The 20952-nt window shown below is 39.9% G+C and carries 17 protein-coding genes, 2 pseudogenes and 1 riboswitch; of the genes and pseudogenes, 16 read left to right on the top strand and 3 right to left on the bottom strand.

Annotated features, from left to right (window positions below):
- Positions 1–23: 23 nt before the first annotated feature.
- Positions 24–416, bottom strand: a pseudogene (locus FNK51_RS27400) (IS4 family transposase); the annotation flags it as partial.
- A gap of 378 nt (positions 417–794) precedes the next feature.
- Between FNK51_RS27400 and FNK51_RS23570 the strand changes: the two are divergent.
- A complete protein-coding gene (locus tag FNK51_RS23570) occupies positions 795–1007 on the top strand; it encodes a cupin domain-containing protein (RefSeq protein ID WP_286178852.1) in 213 nt (70 codons plus the stop codon).
- Between the two features lie 391 nt (positions 1008–1398).
- On the opposite strand, the gene FNK51_RS23565 is transcribed toward FNK51_RS23570, so the two are convergent.
- Positions 1399–1725 (bottom strand): hypothetical protein, encoded by a 327-nt coding sequence (locus tag FNK51_RS23565; RefSeq protein WP_141994879.1) that lies wholly within the window; start codon positions 1723–1725, stop codon positions 1399–1401.
- A gap of 286 nt (positions 1726–2011) precedes the next feature.
- Positions 2012–2815, bottom strand: a complete 804-nt coding sequence (locus FNK51_RS23560) for a MerR family transcriptional regulator (RefSeq protein ID WP_141994878.1) — start codon at positions 2813–2815, stop codon at positions 2012–2014.
- Between the two features lie 151 nt (positions 2816–2966).
- Here FNK51_RS23560 and FNK51_RS27395 point away from each other — a divergent pair, with 151 nt between their 5' ends.
- From FNK51_RS27395 to FNK51_RS23500, 15 genes and pseudogenes are all read left to right on the top strand, one after another.
- Positions 2967–3482 (top strand): APC family permease, encoded by a 516-nt coding sequence (locus FNK51_RS27395; RefSeq protein ID WP_286178851.1) that lies wholly within the window; start codon positions 2967–2969, stop codon positions 3480–3482.
- Positions 3483–3541: 59 nt separating this feature from the next.
- Positions 3542–4363, top strand: coding sequence for an APC family permease (locus FNK51_RS27390; RefSeq protein WP_286178850.1), 822 nt, complete (start codon positions 3542–3544; stop codon positions 4361–4363).
- A 137-nt stretch (positions 4364–4500) separates the two neighbouring features.
- A complete protein-coding gene (locus tag FNK51_RS23550) occupies positions 4501–5973 on the top strand; it encodes an aldehyde dehydrogenase family protein (RefSeq protein ID WP_141994877.1) in 1473 nt (490 codons plus the stop codon).
- A 102-nt stretch (positions 5974–6075) separates the two neighbouring features.
- Positions 6076–7254 carry an iron-containing alcohol dehydrogenase gene (locus FNK51_RS23545; protein WP_141994876.1) on the top strand — a complete coding sequence of 393 codons (1179 nt, stop codon included), beginning with the start codon at positions 6076–6078 and terminating at the stop codon, positions 7252–7254.
- 182 nt (positions 7255–7436) lie between these two features.
- On the top strand, positions 7437–8909 hold the full coding sequence (locus tag FNK51_RS23540) for an aldehyde dehydrogenase family protein (protein WP_141994875.1): 1473 nt from the start codon (positions 7437–7439) through the stop codon (positions 8907–8909).
- Positions 8910–9324: 415 nt separating this feature from the next.
- Positions 9325–10326 (top strand): agmatinase, encoded by a 1002-nt coding sequence (speB, locus tag FNK51_RS23535; RefSeq protein ID WP_141994874.1) that lies wholly within the window; start codon positions 9325–9327, stop codon positions 10324–10326.
- 160 nt (positions 10327–10486) lie between these two features.
- Positions 10487–10588: riboswitch (glycine riboswitch) on the top strand.
- Positions 10589–11313: 725 nt separating this feature from the next.
- Positions 11314–11509, top strand: a pseudogene (locus FNK51_RS27385) (IS110 family transposase); the annotation flags it as partial.
- 347 nt (positions 11510–11856) lie between these two features.
- Positions 11857–12054, top strand: coding sequence for an MFS transporter (locus FNK51_RS27380; protein WP_353617969.1), 198 nt, complete (start codon positions 11857–11859; stop codon positions 12052–12054).
- 309 nt (positions 12055–12363) lie between these two features.
- On the top strand, positions 12364–12723 hold the full coding sequence (locus FNK51_RS27375; RefSeq protein ID WP_286178849.1) for an MFS transporter: 360 nt from the start codon (positions 12364–12366) through the stop codon (positions 12721–12723).
- 477 nt (positions 12724–13200) lie between these two features.
- Positions 13201–14193 carry a thiamine pyrophosphate-dependent dehydrogenase E1 component subunit alpha gene (locus tag FNK51_RS23525; protein WP_098372333.1) on the top strand — a complete coding sequence of 331 codons (993 nt, stop codon included), beginning with the start codon at positions 13201–13203 and terminating at the stop codon, positions 14191–14193.
- Between the two features lie 21 nt (positions 14194–14214).
- The gene (locus FNK51_RS23520; protein ID WP_141994873.1) at positions 14215–15249 is read left to right on the top strand and encodes an alpha-ketoacid dehydrogenase subunit beta; all 1035 of its coding nucleotides are present in this window, start codon (positions 14215–14217) and stop codon (positions 15247–15249) included.
- Between the two features lie 107 nt (positions 15250–15356).
- Positions 15357–16580 (top strand): dihydrolipoamide acetyltransferase family protein, encoded by a 1224-nt coding sequence (locus tag FNK51_RS23515; RefSeq protein WP_141994872.1) that lies wholly within the window; start codon positions 15357–15359, stop codon positions 16578–16580.
- Positions 16581–16597: 17 nt separating this feature from the next.
- On the top strand, positions 16598–17980 hold the full coding sequence (gene lpdA, locus FNK51_RS23510) for a dihydrolipoyl dehydrogenase (protein WP_141994871.1): 1383 nt from the start codon (positions 16598–16600) through the stop codon (positions 17978–17980).
- A gap of 43 nt (positions 17981–18023) precedes the next feature.
- Positions 18024–18800: an acetoin reductase gene (locus tag FNK51_RS23505; RefSeq protein WP_141994870.1), complete on the top strand. Its 777-nt coding sequence runs from the start codon at positions 18024–18026 to the stop codon at positions 18798–18800.
- A gap of 213 nt (positions 18801–19013) precedes the next feature.
- A complete protein-coding gene (locus FNK51_RS23500; protein ID WP_141994869.1) occupies positions 19014–20900 on the top strand; it encodes a sigma-54-dependent Fis family transcriptional regulator in 1887 nt (628 codons plus the stop codon).
- Positions 20901–20952: the final 52 nt, after the last annotated feature.

The following is a 20952-nucleotide window of genomic DNA, read 5'->3' as shown; positions in this document are numbered from 1 at the left end:
GCGTAAATAAAAAATAAAGTGCACTAAAGACAGACAGCAAAAGCATAATATTTCTTATTAGACATAGTATACTGATAGACGATTTTCAATATATCAAAGACTGTCTTTTTCACAAAGTGGTGGGATTTCGCCCGTTTTTCTGTAGGAGGGTAAAAAGGCGAAGCAGTATCTTTGCTAACTCTAGGATGCTTTTTTGTATCGCTTTTAACATTAGTAATAAATAATCTTTGATGATATAAATGGTTGATATAAATGGCTTTATATTCGCTGAGTTCTTGTTTTTTCGTGGTGAGGAGTTGCTGCCGCATTAGAAACATGGTGGAGAAACAGAGGGGGATGCCAATCAGTTGTCCATAGAGATGACATTCTAATGCTCTCTTGATTTCTTTACAATAATCTATTTCTAAGAAAGATTTTCATGTTTTAAAGAACTTGTCAACGTAATGAATAAAGATCGTGATCGTGTCCTGTTGAGATGTTCATTACCTCATTATTAAATCTTTGGCTTGATACTTACTCGTCCATTGAACAAAATTTACTTTTTTTGGTCAGCTGTTGGAGAGCTTGTGGGGAAAAAAATCGTTGTAATTCCTAAGAAAAGAGTAAAAGTTCATTTGGAATCTCGCTACACAAAAAAACACCTTCCTTCCCCATCATATTACATAAAAAAATAGCGTTTTTTTCATTTTAGGGATTATGATTTGCCATAGCTTGATGGGCTGTGGTAAGAACCCAGTAAAAAAGGTGAATGTTCATGTCTAAAACCAGTAATAGAAGATTCTTATCAAATCAGTTTGCAAAATATTCGCCATCATTCACAGCATATTCATTTAGGAATTGAAATTCTTCTTGTGATTCAGGGAGAAATTGAGGTTATCGTCAATCAAGATTCCTACCATTTGGCAGAAAATGATCTTCTGCTTATTAATGCTAATGATGTCCATACCGTAAAGGGGCATGAAGACAATGTAGTCTTGCTGTTGCAGTTCCATCGAGAAGCATTATAAGGATATTCATGGGTGTTATTTCGACTGCCATTCATCCAAGAGAATAATGGGTTATATAAATGAAGGATGAAAGAATTAGGGACATCTTTACTTTTATTGAAAAAAATTATTGCAAACCGATGTCATTTGAAGGGATTGCCAAGCGGCAAAATTTATCCCTATACTGTCACTTTAGGAGTTATTTTGCACTTATTATAGGCGATATTTTGCACAACCAACTTTAAAAAAACAGCTACTTTCACGTAAGAAGATTAGATGGGATTCATAATTATTATATTCAATCATTTATAGAACTATTGTGATCGGTTTAGTAAAAAAAAGCGACTTCTCATTAGCAATCGCGCCCTTTTCTTGAATAAGACTAACCTTCCATTAGTTATTTTGTTGAATATTAGGTATGTAAGATATTTAATAAATCTACTGACGCCAACAGTTCTTCTCGACGAGTGGTACACATGGGCAGTTCTCGAACAGTTGAAACTATGTTATCTAGAATATTAGATAATATAGTTTCTTGCGTTTGAGTATCTAATTCACCATCCATATATTTTTTAATGATAGTTGAGTCCAATATTGGTTTGGGTTTTTCAGTGGTAATAATCTCTACAATAACATCGAACTGATCAACAATAAATGTTACAGCTTTTTCTATGGGCAAAAACTCTTCAGGTAAAACGAAAGAGATATATTCTTTCAAAATCACCTTAAATATTATCACAAGATCTCCGATGTAATCTTCAATCTTTTCCCCATAACTTGTAATAATGCCAATTTAGCATCAGTGCTCTACGACTTTGTAGAAATGAACGAAACTTTTCATCGGTGTATAGGGGTAATATGTAAATTTTACAACGCGAAGAGTGAGGATTTCCACTTAATTGTTTTTTCGTTGGCATCCCTTCTGAAAAAAGAACTAGCCATTAGCTAGTTCAATTCCATATCAAAACTTCTCCTATATCTTTCGTCTAAACCATACAAATAAACATTTGTCCTGCGCAAATAGGTCAGACCTTTTGAACGGGAACTTGAATTTCAAAGGTAATCTCGTTTGGTTTATCTGTGATCGTAATATCAACATGCATAATTTGCAGCGCATCGCCGGTAATTTGATAACCACCTTCATCAAGATAATCAAATATTTTACTCAAGCTTTCGCTTCGGTTCCATAGTAATTCTCCGTTATATCGGATACACGCAAATAACCCAGCCGGAACGATCCGTTGGTACTGTTTTGGTATTTTTTCTTTACTTTTTGCCACAACGAAAATGACTGATGGTTCTTCAAAACGTTTAGTTCTAAGATCCGCTTCCTGAATGAGAATGCCTAGTCTGTTACTGGCCAGAATCGGTGTCTTCTCAGCAAGCATATTTTCTAGCCTTATAACACCATAACAGAGTTCCAAATTAGTATTGATTTTTTCATTCAATGTAATTAACTTCCTGCGTCCTAATTCACGAAACATAACCGTTTGAAGTTCCTTTTCTCTTGCTACGTGATCCAAATATACAATTTTTTCGCGGATATTTTCCTCCAAGTCTGTTAATTCGTTCAGCTTTGAAACAAGATCTGCGTGCTTTGCTTTAAGAATGTCCAAAGACTTACTAAAATTGCGTTCATTGAAATAATCCTTTATTTCGTCCGTACTCATTCCAAGTTGCCGTAATTCTTTGATGGTTCCTAAAACCTCGTACTGGAAAATAGAATAATAGCGGTATCCCGAATGTGAATCGATATATTGCGGCTTGAATAAGTTAATCCGATCATAATGGCGCAAGGTCTCCGCAGTCATCCCTCGTAACTTTGCCATCTCACCAATTGTTAATTTTTCTTTCAGTTTAATCGCCCCCTTAAAAAATATAATACAGGTGTTGACCTTTGTGTTACAACAACCTTTATAATCAAAATACACAATAATTTAAATCTTCTGAGTATTCTTTATAAATGTGAGGGAGCTGATTATGAAACGGAAGAAACTTGCTAGAACACTTACTTTGTCACAGGTTGTTTTTTTAGGGATTGCTTGGAATAACCCCATGGTATTTTTTAATACCTATGGAATAGCTGCCGTAACCTCACATGGTGTAATTACGGGTGCGTACATTATTGCATTTCTAGCGATACTGTTTACAGCCCTCAGCTACGGAAAGATGGCAAAAGCATATCCTATCTCAGGTTCAGCTTATACATTTACTCAAAAGTCTATTAATTCTGAAGTTGGGTTTCTTGTAGGTTGGACAATTATGCTTGATTATATTTTAACACCTATGGTGACGTGTTTGATGTCCACTGTCTTTTTAAGTGCAGTGTTTCCAGGGATTCCACATTATGTGTGGATTATTCTTTTAACTACTATCATAGTTGTACCAAGCATACTAGGGGTAAAGACATCAGCATCCGCAAGTAAAATTTTCGTTATTGCTCAAATCATTTTCGTTTGTTTTTTCTGGATATTAACCGTCAAAAATTTTTATTAGATGGAGTTGGGACAGGAACTCTTTTCTCGAGTAAACCATTATTCAATTCAGAGGTTCCCTTGTCAGTAATCTTAGCAGGCTCTTCAATTCTTTGTTTTAGTTTCCTTGGTTTTGACTCACTTACTACCTTGTCAGAGGAAACAATCAATCCTGAAAAAACCATCCCAAGAGCTATTATCATAATGTTGCTATTAATAGGGGTTTTGTATATTGGCTCATCCTACTTAGCACAATTGGTCTATCCGGGTTTTTCATTTGAAAACACTGATTCAGCAGCCATGGAAATCGCTATACTTGTTGGAGGAAACCTATTTAAATCATTATTTATTACTGCGGTAATTATTGGTAACTTTTCTTCAGGAGTTGCTTCAATTACAAGCGCATCACGTGTGTTATATGCAATGGGCCGGGATTCAGTATTGCCTGAAAATCTATTTGGTTATATTCATCCCAAATTTAAAACACCGTCACACGGTATTATCGTGATAGGAATAATTTCTTTACTAGGCGTCGTGTTAACTCTGGAGCAAGTCATCAAGTTTATCAATTTTGGAGGGCTCATTGCTTTTACATCTGTTAATCTATCTGTCATCGCCCATTATTTTATAAAAAATCAGAAACGATCTTTTAACAGTTGCATAAGGTATTTATTTTTACCGTTCATTGGCGCAGTATTTACTATGTGGTTATGGTCACATTTAGAAATAGAGGCATTGATTCTTGGAGGCATTTGGGTGATATGTGGCTTGGCATATCTTCTTTATATGACAAATTTTTTCCGCAAGCCTCTTCCTGAGTTTCATTTTGATGAGGAGATCATTCCTCAAGAGGTAGAAGATATGAATGAAAAAATTCTTTCCCAAAAGGTAGAAGACTTTTAATCCGTTTTTTACACTGAAGTAAGTATATGTAACTAAAGGAGGTGTGAATATTTTGAAAATAAGGAAAAATGAAAGCGTTACCTATTTTTAAAGCGGGATTGTTAAAGTAAGAATAACGAACAGGAGGTTTTTTCAAATTGTTGAAGCTGAAAAAGTTTATAAACGGTGAGTGGATGGATTCTTTGAGTAAACAAACGAGTAATGTTGTTAACCCCGCAAACGGCAAGATCATTGCGGAGGCTCCCAACGGAAATGCAGAAGATGCCCGGATGGCCATTGATGCGGCACGAACCGCATTTGATTCCGGGATTTGGTCAGACCTGCAGGCTTCGGAACGGGCTTCCTATTTATTTAAAATAGCAGAGAAAATTGAAGAACATGCATCTGAGCTTAGCCAACTTGAAACAGCCAATACCGGAAAACCTCTTAAAGAAGCAGAGTTTGACATTGCGGATGCAGCGGATTGTTTTCGTTATTATGCCGGCTTAGTCACAAAACCGGACGGCCAAACGTATCCTGTTTCCGGTCCTGTACAGGCCATGGTTGTTCGAGAGCCGGTAGGGGTATGTGGACTGATCGCTCCGTGGAATTTCCCTTTACTGACAGGAGCCTGGAAAATAGCCCCTTCCCTTGCTGCAGGAAATACGATTGTATTTAAAACATCCGAGGTCACTCCGATTACAACTACTAAATTATTTGAGATTATCGAAGAAGTTGGCATACCAGATGGCGTTGCAAATCTAGTTATGGGTGGTGGTGCAACAGTAGGAAATGAACTAGCGGAAAGCGATAAAGTTGATATGGTTTCGTTCACTGGCAGTACATCGACAGGCAGAAGCATCATGAAAGCAGCAGCTGGAAATATTAAAAACATTGCACTCGAATTAGGCGGCAAGTCACCAAACATCGTTTTTGCCGACGCAGACTTTGAGACAGCTCTAGATTATGCTTTATATGGTATTTTTGTCAACGCCGGCCAAATTTGTAATGCAGGATCGCGTTTGCTGCTGGAAGAGAGCATTCACGACAAGTTTATCGATAGACTGAAAGAAAAAGCGAAAAAGATCCGGGTCGGCCCTGGTGATCAACCGTCTACACAAATGGGTGCCCTTGTCAGTGAAGCGCATATGAATAAGGTACTCCAATATATTCAACTTGGCATAGAAGAAGGGGCGACATTAGCCTGCGGCGGCAAGCGTATCACAAGCTATGGACTTGAAATGGGCTATTTTGTTGAGCCGACGATATTTGTTGATACCAAACCGGACATGAGAATTGTTCAGGAAGAAATATTCGGGCCAGTACTGACCGTGCAAAAATTTAAAGGTGAAGCGGAAGCCATCCAGCTTGCCAATGATACTCCATACGGCCTCGCAGCAGGTGTATTTTCACAAGACGGCGCGAAGGCTTTAAGAGTGACTAAGAAAATAAGAGCCGGAATTACGTGGATTAATGCTTATAATCTAGCCTACAATGAAGCACCGTGGGGAGGCTATAAACAGAGCGGAATTGGCCGTGGGTTAGGAACTTTTGGTTTGGATGAGTTTAGTGAGGTAAAACAAATCAACATTAATTTAGAAGTGGAGCCAACCAAGTGGTTTGATCATTAAAAATGGATAAGTAGAAATAAAAAAGTAAAAGAGTAAAAGAGTAAAAGAGTGTGAGTCACTATACTATTACAATATTTGAAAAATTGAAAGGGGAAATTAATCATGATCTGGGATTTTAATTTCAATATTCCTACCTCTATAGAGTTTGGGAACGGAAAAGTTAAAAATATTGGGAAAAGAGCAAAAGAGCTAGGAGGAAAAAAGGCACTTCTTATTACCGATAAAGGACTTGCGCAAACTGGAATTTTACAAAAGGTTACCGATTCGTTAGACCAAGAAGGTGTCAATTATATTGTTTTTGATGAAATTACTCCTAATCCAAAAGATGTAGATTGCCATAGAGCCTATCAACAATTTAAAGACGAAGAAATAGATCTTTTGATAGGTCTTGGCGGCGGAAGTTCGATGGATACAGCAAAAGCAATTGGTACACTTTTAACCCATGGAGGAGAGCTTAGAGATCGTTACGGTTTTAATTTACTAGAGAGAGAAATCACTCCACTTATTTGTATTCCTACAACTTCAGGTACTGGAAGTGAGGTTACAACAGGTTCTGTCATTACAGATACAGTTACAAAACAGAAAGAGGCTATACTTGACATTAGACTGGCTCCGAAACTAGCAATTTTAGATCCTGAATTAACTCTAACTCTGCCTAAATCTATTACTGCTGCTACTGGAATGGATGCACTTACACATGCTATCGAAGCTTATACCAGCAATATTGCTGAACCCATTTCCGATGCTCTCAGTCTTTATTCAATTGAATTAATTGCTAAGTACCTTCCGTTAGCTGTAGAAAATGGGAACGACTTAGAAGGACGGAAAAATATGCTTGTAGCCAGTTTAATTGCAGGTATGGCATTTAATCACGCGGATCTTGGTGCTGTACATGCTATGGCTGAACCACTTGGAGGTCTTTATGATACTCCACATGGGGTAGCAAATTCTATCTTTCTTCCACATGTTTTTGAATTTAATATTCCTTCAAACCCTGAAAAGCATGCAATTGTAGCTGAAAAACTTGGAGCAAATAAAGAAGGTAAAACAATTGAAGAAACTGCCTATGAAGGTGTTGTATTGTTAAAAGAGCTTGCTCGTAAAATTGGCATTCCTGATTTTCGAGATTTAAATAATGTCAATCCTGAAGATTTCCCATTCCTTGCTGAAGGGGCAGCAGTTCATTTATGTACACAGACGAATTCAAGAAAAGTGACACGCGAAGATTATTTGGCATTATTCCAAAAGACTTATGAGGCGAAAAACACAACATTAATTTAACTATATAGATCGATTTAGAAAATTTGACATGACCAATTCTAAATGTTCCTCGATGGAATGAAGATGTGTCGAGTTATTAAGTGTTCATGTGGATTAAGAGTTTTTGAATCGGTGGTCAGCTTGATAGGAGTTTTAATTGGGCGGCCACCATGGCTTACATAAAAACTGGAGGTGTTTTTACAGTGTTAAATCTGAAAATGTTCATAAACGGTGAATGGATGGATTCTTTAAGTAAACAAAAGAGTCAAGTTGTAAACCCTGCAAACGGCAAGTTCATTGCAGAGGCTCCCAGGGGAAATGCAGAAGATACCCGAATGGCCATTGATGCGGCGAGAACCGCATTTGATTCCGGGATTTGGTCAGATCTGCCAGCTTCAGAACGGGCTTCCTACCTATTTAAAATAGCGGAGACACTTGAAGAACGTGCATCTGAGCTTAGCCAGCTTGAAACAGCGAATACCGGAAAACCTCTTAGAGAAGCGGAATTTGACATTGCGGATGCAGTGGATTGTTTTCGATATTATGCCGGTTTAGTCACTAAACCCGATGGACAAACATACCCGGTTTCCGGTCCTGTACAGGCTATGGTTGTTCGGGAGCCGGTAGGGGTATGCGGACTAATCGCTCCATGGAATTTCCCTTTACTGACAGGAGCCTGGAAAATAGCCCCTTCCCTTGCTGCAGGAAATACGATTGTGTTTAAACCAGCCGGGATCACTCCGATTACGACTGTTAAATTATTTGAGATTATCCAAGAAGTCGGCATACCGGATGGCGTTGCCAACCTAGTTATGGGCGGCGGGGGAACAGTAGGAAATGAACTAGCGGAAAGCGATAAAGTCGATATGGTTTCGTTCACTGGCAGCACAGAAACAGGCAGAAACATCATGAAAACAGCAGCTGGAAATATTAAAAACATTGCACTTGAATTAGGCGGAAAGTCACCTAACATCGTTTTTGCCGACGCAGACTTTGAGACAGCCGTGGATTATGCTTTATATGGAATTTTTGTCAATTCCGGCCAAGTTTGTAATGCAGGATCTCGTTTACTGCTTGAAGAGAGCATTCATGACAAGTTTATCGAGAGACTGGTAGAGAAGGCGAAAAAAATCCGGGTCGGCCCTGGCGATCAACCGTCTACAGAAATGGGGGCGCTTGTCAGTGAAGACCATATGAATGAGGTGCTCAGCTATATTCAACTAGGTATAGAAGAAGGGGCGAAACTAGCCTGCGGAGGCAAGCGTATCACAAGCGTGGGGCTTGAAAATGGTTATTTTGTTGAGCCGACGATATTTGTTGACACTAAACCTGACATGAGAATTGTACAGGAAGAAATATTCGGTCCGGTACTGACTGTGCAAAAGTTTAAAGATGAAGCGGAAGCCATCCAGCTTGCGAATGATACCCCATACGGCCTCGCAGCAGGTGTATTTTCCCAAGACGGTGCGAAGGCATTAAGAGTGATTAAGAAAATAAGAGCCGGAATTACATGGATTAATGCCTACAATCTAGCCTACAACGAAGCACCGTGGGGAGGCTACAAGCAGAGCGGAATTGGCCGGGGGTTAGGAACTTTTGGTTTAGATGAGTTTAGTGAGGTAAAACAAATCAACATTAATTTAGAAGTGGAGCCAACCAAGTGGTTTGATCATTAAAAATGGAGAAGTAGAGATAAATGAGTAAAAGAGAGTGAGTAATGCTTACATCGAAGAAATTTTTGACTAATAATAGAGGATGCATTTTTTTAATTTGCCAATATTTTAAAATTTAATAATTTTCAAATATTAATTCTGAAGATGGGCTTTAACAGAAAGAAAGCTGTCAGCCTACTTGATTATTTTACGAGTAAAAGACCAGTTCATCAAGATTTGTCTTTTTTAAGACCTAATAAGACAGCATAGTATATGAATTATATTCTCCGAGCTCTTTCTCAGTGGCGTTTACTAAGAAAAATCGAGTAATCAGAAAATATGTTGGTTCCTAGTAGTCATTATTGACTCCTAGTTTTATAGGTTGGCATGAAGCTTGCATATATTAACGAGTACGTAATACAAGTGGGAGGCAAAGTACATGTCGAATAATGAAAAACAACATCTTAATTTACCTTTTACCGGAATCTGTACTTTCGGGAAATATCCCGTATGTCCGGATCTAGATCAGCTAGATGCAGATGTAGCTGTCATTGGAGTTCCAAATGATATGGGAACACAATGGAAGTCAGGCGCAAGAATGGGTCCAAGAGGAATTCGTGAAGGCTCTACATTATATAGTTTCGGGTTAGATGGAGCCTATGATATTGAAAATGATATCACGTATCTTGGCCCGAAATGGAAAGTTGTTGATTGCGGCGATGTAGACATGGTACATGGGGATATGATGCAATCCCATGATAATACGGAAGAAGCCATTCGAAAAATCGTTTCAAAAGGTGCAATGCCGGTTGTTTTAGGTGGAGATCATTCCATTACAATTCCAGTAGGAAAGGGCTTGGGTGAACTCGGGCCATTTCATGTGATCCAGATTGATGCGCATTTAGACTGGGCAGATCACCGTTCAGGAATGCGGGTTGGACATGGAAGCTGCATCCGCCGCTTATCTGAAATGAATCATGTTCAAAAGATTTTTCAATTGGGCATTCGTGGAATCAGCAGCAGTAAAAAAGAAGATGTCGATGCTGCCAGAGAATACGGAAGTGTCATCTTGTCTCCCCGCCAAATGAGAAAGATGGGATTTGAACAAGTTCTGGAACTTATTCCAGCAGGTGAAAAATATTATATTACCATGGACATTGATGGCCTCGACCCATCAATCGCCCCTGCGACAGGCACACCTTCTCCTGGAGGCCTGCTTTATGATGAAGTCAACGAATTACTCCATGGAATTGCAAAAAGAGGAGAAGTAATCGGTTTTGATATGGTAGAAGTAGCTACACCTTACGATCATACGGGAATAACTGGACAAGTGGCAGCGCGCCTCTCATTAGACTTGCTTAGTTATGTTTTAAAAGAAAAAGAGAAAAACCAGGATGCAATCAGCGATCATCAAGAGCAGAACTTCATAAAGAAGCATTAGTCTGTTAAATTTGAAAGCGTTTGCTGATATAAAGTAATTTTCCTCCGTTTTATCTTTTTTTTAGTTTCCTGAATATGTAAAAATATAGAGGCAATATCATAAAAACACTTATGTAAATAATTGTTTATTCAGAATAACTATAGTTGTTCAAAAATAAAGGATGAAGATTGTGAGAGAGTGCAATGTAGACAGTGACCGAATGAGCAATTTCCATAAAAAATCTTGGAACAAATCTCTCAGGCAAAAGAACCACAATGGGACGCAACTCTGGAGAGCGCGTTTATAAAACGCCACAAAAGGGAATACTCTTTTTATCTGAGAGTTAAACTCTCAGATAAAAGGACAGAGAAGGGAATGTTACCATTACTCTTTTCTGTCCTTTTTTTACGTGCAAAAACAGGGGACATGATTTAGACTGGAGCAGCTATCTAAAAAGAGGAGGGAATAGGAATGAGTTTGCAGAAAATAATCAAACATCTCAAATGGGACACCATTACTATTTATACCTATTCCTATTCCTATATAATACCCACACCTCAATCTATATTATGATTGAATCAATTCCATAAAAGTAGTGCCCTCGTTAGAGTGATAGAATTTTAGTCATTCATTTCAAAAACGAATAACAGCCTTATTTTTGTGCATTTTTTGATTGAGGCGATCTACTGCTAATTTCGGAGCTTATAAAATAAAACAGCATCTTAAGTTCGAAATGTACTTTAGCTTTTTCGCCTGTTCGATAACTGAAATTATTAGTTGAAAGAACTCTTATTTAGCATCGACGGGTTCAACGGCCGTTCTCGTCTTGTAAAGCTGACCATGTAAACCGGGAGGGGCCAAACCAATCGCAGGGTTGGGAGTTATGTACGGTTTCCATTATCTTGTAAGTGACGGATCACAGCTGGGATATGTAAAGTTGTGGGAGCTTCAGTAGGTTTACTTGGCTTAATCATGTTCAGAATTTCCCATCTCTGCGAGTAGTAAATTAAAGAAGTCTTGGAGCCAAATAAAAAACGAGGAATTCAAATCATAATCCTTCGAAGTAGTACTAGAAGACATGTACATGTATAAGGTTAAATGTACAAACGAAAATTCAATTTCAAGCAGTGCTTGATCAGGTTTTCTCTAAGTATCGTGTTTTTGGAACTTATATTCAGTTGTCTCTTTACTAACCTTTTTAGAAATTACTGCATATGTGAAGATAAGGAAAATGGCAATAGAGCATGAACTCCAACTTTTACGGTAAAAACCCCCTTTTTCACAGATTGAAAATATTGTTGAGATTTCACTCTGAGAAAACCAAATTAAATTGTCATTTTTCCTACGATGTCCTCGCCTCAATAACTTATTCCAGCTGTACAATAACCAGTAATCGCTGGACTGTATTCCGAACAAGAACATGTTCTAACCGTTGTTGCTATTTTGTTTTGGTCTTTGTTTACCGTTTTTACAGGGATGGCTTGGTCCCTAATGTCCATGATTATCAACCGCTTTATGTTCGGTCTATGAAAAGGTGGGTATCCGGTAGCAATTTCCAAGGCGATTGCGGATGTTTTTCCTAAGGAAGAGCGGCCTAGTGCGCAGACTACAATGATGTCATCCAATTCACTTGGAGGCGTAATAGCACCGCTAATTGCCACACCATTACTTGTGTGGATCGGTTGGCAAAATCAATTTATTGTCATTAGTGGCAGCGTTGTTATGGTATTACTTGAAGCCGGAAAATAGGCAGGCGGACAGTTCCGGAAAAGGAGATTTTAGAGAAAATATCTTTTAAAGATTTAGTGAAGATTCCAATTGTATGGCAGTTTTCTATAATGTGGTTTGGGATGAGTCCGCTTATATTGGGACTTACTTCATGGATGCCTCCTTATCTAGTAGGAGAAAGAGGCTTTGACCTCCTGTCTATGGGTATGCTACCTCCATTCCAGGACTTACTGGCGCGATCGGCACTATAATAGGCGGTAAACTCGTCAGTCCTACTTATATGGAAAGGAAAAATATCTCGCTATTCTATGTTCTATCTTGGTCATTTTGTTGTATTTAATATTCAACGCACCATCCGTTACCCTTGTCATTACGTTTAAGTCTTTGTGTACGATTTCGCATAAAGTATTTTCAAAGAATAATATTGGATTGGCAATCGGGGTTATTAACCTTGGTGGGATGATCGGTGGATTCCTTGCACCGATGGTAATGGGCTATTTAATTGAAACATTCAACGGATCCTTTACATCAGCTTTCATTTATTTAATCATTTGCGCTGTTTTGACCATCATTGCTACAGTGGGGCTTAATTTGAAAAAGGTCTTTCCTTCGTCAAAGATCCAATGGCAATTAGCAGCGGAGAATACTCGTGATTTCAAGGACAACTTGCACTTGAATCCATCTCTATAATATGAACTGGTACTGGTGCACCACATATTATAGAGGTTACTGTTATAAATGACTTGAACTCCAACTTAGAAGACACGCGCTTCTTAATAAAAAGAAGATCTTGTTCCTCTTTAACTAACTTGCCTTACCTGCATGCCATCAGGCAGGGTAAGCATGTTTCTCATCTATTTTTATTACGCTAGGCTTAGACACGCACGAAAAGTCCAAGGCTTTCTTGAATAGGCGCTTGGCTTCTTGTTTATCCTTGATTTACATATATAAAAGTCAATTGTATTTGCAACGAAGAAAAGAGATTCTCAAATGAGTGATTGTATATTTTTAAAAAACGAGACAAAACGAGACAACAATCTCATTTTGTCTCGTTTTGTTTCGACTGAAAAATAGATAAAATCCTAATTTACCGACCTCCCATCTTGGCACGGCATTTGCAATATCAATATAAAGATTGACTCATTATTAATGATTGGGGGCTGAAAAATGGAAACGGTTCAATCGAATGAAATAAAGTTATCACAGGACAAGGCTTATTGGATGTACAAAAAAATGCTGGAGATCAGGAAATTCGAAGACCAAGTTCATGAATCTTTTGCAAAAGGGATTTTACCAGGTTTTGTCCATTTGTATGCTGGGGAAGAAGCGGTAGCTGTAGGAGTATGTGCTCACCTTTCTGAAAAGGACAGCATTACAAGCACTCACAGGGGGCATGGCCACTGTATCGCAAAAGAATGTGACCTTAACGGGATGATGGCTGAAATCTATGGGAAAGTGACAGGGCTTTGCAAGGGAAAAGGCGGTTCCATGCATATTGCCGATTTGGATAAGGGGATGTTAGGTGCAAACGGGATAGTTGGTGGAGGCTTTCCGCTCGCATGCGGTGCAGCATTAACTGCGAAATATAAAAAGACCGATCATGTTAGTGTTTGTTTTTTTGGTGATGGTGCCAATAATCATGGGACATTCCATGAAGGTATAAATCTGGCGGCAATTTGGAAGCTACCCGTAATATTCATCGCAGAAAATAATGGGTATGGGGAGGCCACGCCATTCAATTATGCTTCAAGCTGTAAAACGATAGCCGATCGGGCGATTAGCTACAATATCCCGGGTGTCCGAGTGGATGGGAAAGATGTATTGGCTGTGTATAAGGCTGCCGAAGAAGCCGTTCAGAGGGCTCGCAGGGGAGAAGGTCCATCATTGATCGAATGCGTTACTTATCGTAATTATGGACACTTCGAGGGAGATGCACAGAAATATAAAAAAGAACAAGACAAAAAGGAGCATAAACAAGAGAAAGATGCGATTTCCCTGTTTAGGAATTACTTACTCAAACAGAATCTGCTGGCGGAAAAAGAACTGATTTCTCTTGAGATTGCCGTTGAGGAATCTATTAAACAAGCAGTCAAGTTCAGTGAAGATAGCCCATATCCAGAGGCTTCCGATTTATTAAAAGATGTTTATGTATCCTATTAAATTATAAAAGGAGGAATTGAAATGAGTAGAAAAATCAGTATGTCACAGGCAATAAATGAAGCAATGGCCATGGCAATGAGAAAAGATGAAAATGTCATTCTTATGGGAGAAGATGTAGCCGGAGGCGCAGAGGTTGATCATTTGCAGGATGACGAAGCATGGGGTGGTGTTTTAGGTGTCACAAAAGGATTGGTTCAAGAGTTTGGCCGCGATAGAATCCTTGATACTCCCATTGCGGAAGCCGGTTATATGGGTGCGGCCATGGCAGCCGCTTCGACAGGCTTACGACCGATTGCCGAGCTAATGTTCAACGATTTCATTGGCAGCTGTTTGGATGAAGTATTGAATCAAGGTGCGAAGTTCCGCTATATGTTTGGAGGAAAAGCACAGGTTCCCGTGACAATCCGTACGATGCATGGTGCAGGGTTCAGGGCTGCAGCACAGCATTCACAAAGCCTTTATGCCTTGTTCACTAGCATTCCTGGATTGAAGGTAGTTGTTCCCTCATCCCCCTATGACGCAAAAGGGCTCTTACTTTCAGCCATAGAAGATAATGATCCTGTCATCTTTTTTGAAGATAAAACGCTATACAACATGGTCGGAGAGGTTCCGGAAGGCTACTATACAATCCCAATCGGCAAAGCTGAAATTAAAAGGAAAGGCTCGGATTTGACGGTCGTTGCCATCGGTAAACAAGTTCACACCGCGATGGAGGCTGCTGAAAAACTTACTGCTAAAGGCATTGAAGTTGAGATTGTCGACCCTCGGAGCTTGTCACCACTGGATGAAGAATCGATTCTCAATTCTGTGGCAAAAACAAATCGTTTGATCGTGATTGATGAAGCGAACCCAAGATGCAGCGTCGCAACGGATATTGCCGCACTGGTGGCGGATAAGGGATTTGACACGCTCGATTCGCCAATTAAGAGGATTACGGCACCACATACACCTGTACCTTTTTCTCCACCGCTAGAAGATATTTACCTTCCAACATCAGAAAAAGTGATACAAGTCGTTTCAGAATTATTGGGGGAGCCTTCCATTCTTAGGGTGTAAATAAATCAATATGATGCATGCTCCAGCTTTTTCGAATAGAACTGCAAAAGTTGGAGCAACAAAACCAAAGTTGGACACAGAAACCAATCTGAAGGGAGAAAAAAGTTATGGCGGTCGAAGTAGTAATGCCGAAATTAGGCATGGCAATGAAAGAAGGCACCGTTTCTTTGTGGAGTAAGGCTGTTGGGGATCCAGTCGAAAAAGGTGAGGCAATAGCCAGCATCAATTCAGAGAAAATCGAAATGGATATTGAATCTCCGGCGGAAGGTACGATTCTGAATATAGCTGTCCAAGAAGGACAAGGAGTACCTCCAGGAACCGTTATCTGTCATATCGGAAATCCGAATGAAGAAATAGTGATAGATGATCATGTTGCTGAACAAACTCAGTCGAGAATTGCTGAACAAGAAAAGCCGAAAACAAAAGAGTCACCCATTTTGTCAATGGGAGATCGTTTGATGATCACCCCGGTTGCACGAAAAATGGCACAGGCAGCGAATCTTGACATTGAGAAGATTCAAGGCACCGGGCCAGGAGGAAGAATCACTAAAGAAGATGTACAGAAAGTAATCGAAAAAAGGGATTCCATGTCGGTAAATACAACAGAAGAAAGAATAGTTCCTCCCCAACCTACTTTAGAGAGTCGGCAACAGATCCCTGTTACCGGAATGAGGAAAATCATTGCAAAACGTATGAAAGAGAGCTTGCAAAGCAGTGCCCAATTAACTCTAACGATGAAAGTTGACGTCACCGATTTATTCATTTTGCAAAAAAAGGCTACTGAAACGCTACAAAAACAGGAATCAACTAAATTGACTATAACGGACTTTGTTGCCAAGGCTGTCGTGCTTTCACTTAATGAGCATCCTAAAATGAATAGTGCTTATATTGAAGATAACATCATTTTGAATGAGCATATCCATCTTGGATTAGCGGTGGCCTTGGAGAAGGGGCTCGTTGTTCCTGTCATAAGAAATGCCGAAAATTGTACCCTAAGGCAGTTATCGAATAAAGGTAAGGAATTGGCCCGGTGTGCACGTGACGGTCAATTGCCTATTGAAGACATGCAAGGGTCCACTTTTACCATCAGTAACCTTGGGGCATATGGCGTTGAGCATTTTACTCCGATTCTCAATACACCGGAAACGGGGATACTGGGAATTGGCTCTGCTTATGATACCCCGCTTTATATTGGCGAAGAATTGGAGAGGAGAACGATCTTGCCACTCAGTTTAACTTTTGATCACCGTGTACTCGACGGGGCACCCGCTGCTGCCTTTTTACAAACACTAAAACGGTATTTAGAAGAGCCGATCACCGTGATTTTATAAAAAAGGAGGGAAAGCTCTTGAATCGTATAGCTATTATAGGCGGCGGTCCTGCTGGGTATGTAGCTGCAATCACTGCTGCCCAGCAGGATAAGGAAGTCATATTGGTAGTCGATGGGCCATTGGGGGGCACCTGTTTAAACGAAGGCTGTATGCCAACGAAGTCATTATTGAAAAGTGCCGATACGTATGACTTGGTGAAAAATGCCGGGCAAATGGGAATTCGCCTGCCCTCCAATTCGATTGAAGTCGATTGGGAAACCGTACAGGAACGAAAGAGAGATGTCATATCTAAACTAGTGAACGGCATTCGATATTTAATGAATAAGAATAAAATAAAAGTCATTCAGGGAAGAGCGTCTATCCTGACGAGCCATCGACTTCGGATCGAGAACGGAAATAAAAATGAAGAGATTGAAGCAAGTAAGATCATCATTTCAACGGGGTCCGAACCGATTCCTTTATCTTTTGCGCCGTTTGATGGTGAATGGATCATCCACAGTGGCCATGCCATGTCACTTCCTGCCATTCCCGATTCGCTGCTAATTGTCGGAGGCGGCGTCATCGGATGTGAATTTGCCAGTATTTATAGCAGGATGGGCACCAAGGTTACCGTTATCGAAATGGGGCCAAAGCTGCTTCCGGGGGAAGATGATGATATTACGAGCATCCTGCATGGAGAATTGAAAACCCAAGGTGTAACGGTCCATACATCCACATCTGTCAAAAGCATCAATGCAGCCAGTAAGACGGTATTTTTAGAGAAAAGCGATGGCGAATTGGAAGAACTTCATGCATATTACGTACTCGTATCAATAGGGAGAAAACCAAGAGTGAACGAAATGGGCTTAGAGGGAAATGATATTGATTTTTCCCGACTTGGCATTTCGGTGGATGATCGAATGCAAACAAGCAATCCATCTATATATGCTTGTGGTGATGTGATAGGGGGCATACAACTTGCCCATGTCGCTTTTCATGAAGGGCGAGTTGCGGCTCTAAATGCCTGTGGTCAATTTGCACAAGTTAATTACCGGGCAATCCCTCGCTGCATTTATACCTCCCCGGAGATTGCAAGTGTAGGCTTGACTGAAAAAGAAGCGCGTAAAAAATATGGGGAAATTAAAGTTGGTGAATTCGCTTTTTCGGCAAATGGGAAAGCAATCCTTTCCAATAAACCGGTAGGAAAGGTCAAAGTCCTAGTGAACCCACAATATAATGAAATTCTAGGTTTTACCATTGTTGGTCAACATGCGACAGAATTGATTGGTCAAGGTACGGTCATGCTGCATGCAGAAATAACGGCAGATATGATGGGAGATTTTGTAGCGGCACATCCAACCTTGTCGGAATCCATACATGAAGCTTTTTTGAACGTTGTAGGTCAAGCTGTGCATTCATAAAAAAATATAAATAAGCTTTTTTTGACAGAAGGGAGATTTTTGTATGGCTAGCGGTCAAAGGACGGCGGTAGTCACTGGTGCCGGACGTGGTATCGGACGTGCCATTGCATTAAGATTAGCTCAAGATGGATTGAATGTGGTCATTAACGATGTCAATATGGATACGGCTGAATCGGTCGTGAATGAGATCAGGGAAATTGGACGTGAAAGCTTTGCCGTTAAAGCGGATGTAAGCAATAGACGGGAAGTATTCGATATGGTGAATCAAGTTGTGGAACGTTTTGGACAACTTGACGTTATGGTTTCAAATGCAGGAATTGCTCAAATAATGCCTCTATTGGAGGTAACTCAAGAGGATCTGGAACAGATTTTCAATATAAATGTAAATGGTGTCCTCTTTTGCCTGCAAGCCGCTGCTGAACAAATGAAAAAGCAAGAAGGCGGAAAAATTATAAGTGCTGCCAGCATCGCCAGTTACAAAGGCTTTAGTTTATTAGGTACATACTCGGCCACAAAATTTGCCGTAAGAGGCATTACACAAGCGGCAGCACAGGAATTGGCCCAGTTTGGCATTACGGTGAATGCATACTGTCCAGGAATTGTCGGGACGCAAATGTGGGATTTAATCGATGAAAAAATGGGCCAATATATGAATCTTGCTAAAGGTGAAACATTTAAAAAGTTTACAGATTCCATAACCTTAGGACGCTCTGAAACCCCAGAGGATGTTGCGAAATTCGTATCTTACCTTGCTTCACCGGATTCGGATTATATGACAGGGCAATCCATCATGATTGATGGTGGGGTTATATTTTCATAAAACTAACGCATTATATTGTTAGAAGGAGAAGCATCGTGTGAATGATCACATGATGCTTTTTGTGTAAACTAAATCTATATATTGTAAGCGAATACATAATCTACTATAATTAAATGGACCTCGATTAACATCTTATTTTATACTCCATGGTATTTTTCCTCTAGATTGACTGTTCGAATGAAGGTTTAAACCAAATGATTAGAGGAGGATTATATGCTATCCACTAGTTGTTATCTACGCACATGGGAACGCTTTGTCAGTGAAGGGGTTCTCGATTCAAATCGTCTGAACAAGCGAATAATGGAATCCTGGCATCGCTGCAAAAAAGAACAAGTCAACCCATACCTTAACAAAGGCAAACACATTTTGACGACTGAATTATTGGACATTCAAAGAGAAAAAAACTCCTTCCTATTAGAAGTGGCATCACCCCAATTAACTAGGATGAATCAATCGATAAAAGAATCTGGAATGATGGCTCTATTGGTCGATCCGGATGGATATGTCCTTTCACTTTCCGGAAACGAGAAAATCCTCGAGGAGGCAGGAAAAATAAATTTTGTGGAGGGCGTATGCTGGACGGAGGGTGAGGTCGGAACGAACGCAATTGGAACAGCTTTGAAAACGGGTGAAGCCGTAATGATCCAAGGTACCGAGCACTATTCAATTGCCTCCCACAAATGGAGTTGCTCTGCCATGCCCATTTTAAATGAAGACGGTAAGATATTGGGAGTTTTGGATATATCTTGTCCAGTAGATTATTTCCATCCCTCCATGCTGGGTATGGTAGCCAATTTGGCGTATACGATCGAACAGGAAATGGGAGTGCGTTCCTATAAAAAGGAGCTGGCACTGACCCAGCACTCGATAGAACTTGCAGAGACCTATCCGGATTTGCCTTTTATCGTTTGTAATCATAAAGAAATGATAATCTCCGCCAGTAAACAGATTCGCAAAAAAATTCCTCAATCCATTGGTATGGCATTGGCTGATCTATTAAATCATGGATATCGAATCGTAAAGGAAAATCCGCTTCTATCCAAAGAGGATAATAGGATTTCAGGTAAGTGTTTATTCTTATCAGAGAATCATGGTCATGAAACCAATAGGCTTTTCCCTGCTTCAATGCCTGCAGAAAGGTTTGCCTTCAAAGGGGAAAGCGGGATTAGCGAATCCTTTCATAACACATTACACAAAGTGAAGCTTGTTGCACCGACAGAAGCCAATGTGTATATATCTGGTGAAACAGGGGTCGGGAAAGAGCTTATTGCCATGGCCATTCATGAAAATGGCTTCCGTAAAAAAGGACCGTTCGTCACGATAAATTGCGGAGCCATACCTAAAGATTTAATGGAGAGTGAATTATTCGGGTATGTTGATGGTGCTTTTACAGGGGCTAAACGGCAAGGGTACAAAGGGAAGTTCGAGCAGGCAAATGGAGGGACCATTTTTCTCGATGAAATCGGTGAAATCCCTTCAGCGATGCAAGTTGCCTTACTGCGTGTACTTCAAGAAAGAAAAATCGTTCCAATCGGTGGCACAAAAAGCATTTCATTGGATATTCGCATTATCACTGCAACACACCGTAATCTTGAAGAGCTTGTCAATGAAGGGTCCTTTCGGAAGGATTTATACTATCGGTTGAACGTTTACCCCATTCATGTACCTCCATTGAGAGAAAGAATTGAAGACATTCCTTATCTAGTCAACTACTTGTGTTCGAAGAATAATTGGAATATTCCATTAACCGAAGAATTATTGATACATTTAAATGATTACAATTGGCCAGGCAATATTAGAGAACTGCAGAATGTACTTCAGCGATTGACCATCTTACTTGCAGAAGGACCTCTGGATTATGCTAAAGTGTTGAATTCCATGCATTCACAGGCCGTTACCCGACATGATGATTTCCCTTCATGGGATGAACATGGTAAAAAAGGCATCAAGGGAAATGAACTGACAATCCGTGAAAAAATTCAACGGGATTTAATGATAGAGGCATTACAAAAATCAAGAGGAAATGTAACGGCTGCAGCAAAGTTGATGGATATACCCAGAAGTACATTTTACAAGCGGCTTCATAAGTATGGGATATAGACATGGCGTGTGTACATTATGTAAGAAGAGTAGATTGATAGAAATCCATGGA

This window comes from Bacillus sp. B4EP4a, from assembly GCF_006680105.1.
GTDB classification, from domain to species: Bacteria; Bacillota; Bacilli; order Bacillales; family DSM-1321; genus Peribacillus; species Peribacillus simplex_E.
Note: the sequence above shows the minus strand (reverse complement) of the source record. Positions and strands in the feature narration are given on the sequence as shown.

What these genes read in the sequence shown, in the direction of transcription:
- FNK51_RS23560 (WP_141994878.1), bottom strand. Translation starts at nt 2,815, where the DNA reads ATGGCAAAGTTACGAGGGATGACTGCGGAGACCTTGCGCCATTATGAT.
- FNK51_RS27395 (WP_286178851.1), top strand. Translation starts at nt 2,967, where the DNA reads ATGAAACGGAAGAAACTTGCTAGAACACTTACTTTGTCACAGGTTGTT.
- FNK51_RS23545 (WP_141994876.1), top strand. Translation starts at nt 6,076, where the DNA reads ATGATCTGGGATTTTAATTTCAATATTCCTACCTCTATAGAGTTTGGG.
- speB (WP_141994874.1), top strand. Translation starts at nt 9,325, where the DNA reads ATGTCGAATAATGAAAAACAACATCTTAATTTACCTTTTACCGGAATC.
- FNK51_RS23525 (WP_098372333.1), top strand. Translation starts at nt 13,201, where the DNA reads ATGGAAACGGTTCAATCGAATGAAATAAAGTTATCACAGGACAAGGCT.
- FNK51_RS23520 (WP_141994873.1), top strand. Translation starts at nt 14,215, where the DNA reads ATGAGTAGAAAAATCAGTATGTCACAGGCAATAAATGAAGCAATGGCC.
- FNK51_RS23515 (WP_141994872.1), top strand. Translation starts at nt 15,357, where the DNA reads ATGGCGGTCGAAGTAGTAATGCCGAAATTAGGCATGGCAATGAAAGAA.
- FNK51_RS23505 (WP_141994870.1), top strand. Translation starts at nt 18,024, where the DNA reads ATGGCTAGCGGTCAAAGGACGGCGGTAGTCACTGGTGCCGGACGTGGT.
- FNK51_RS23500 (WP_141994869.1), top strand. Translation starts at nt 19,014, where the DNA reads ATGCTATCCACTAGTTGTTATCTACGCACATGGGAACGCTTTGTCAGT.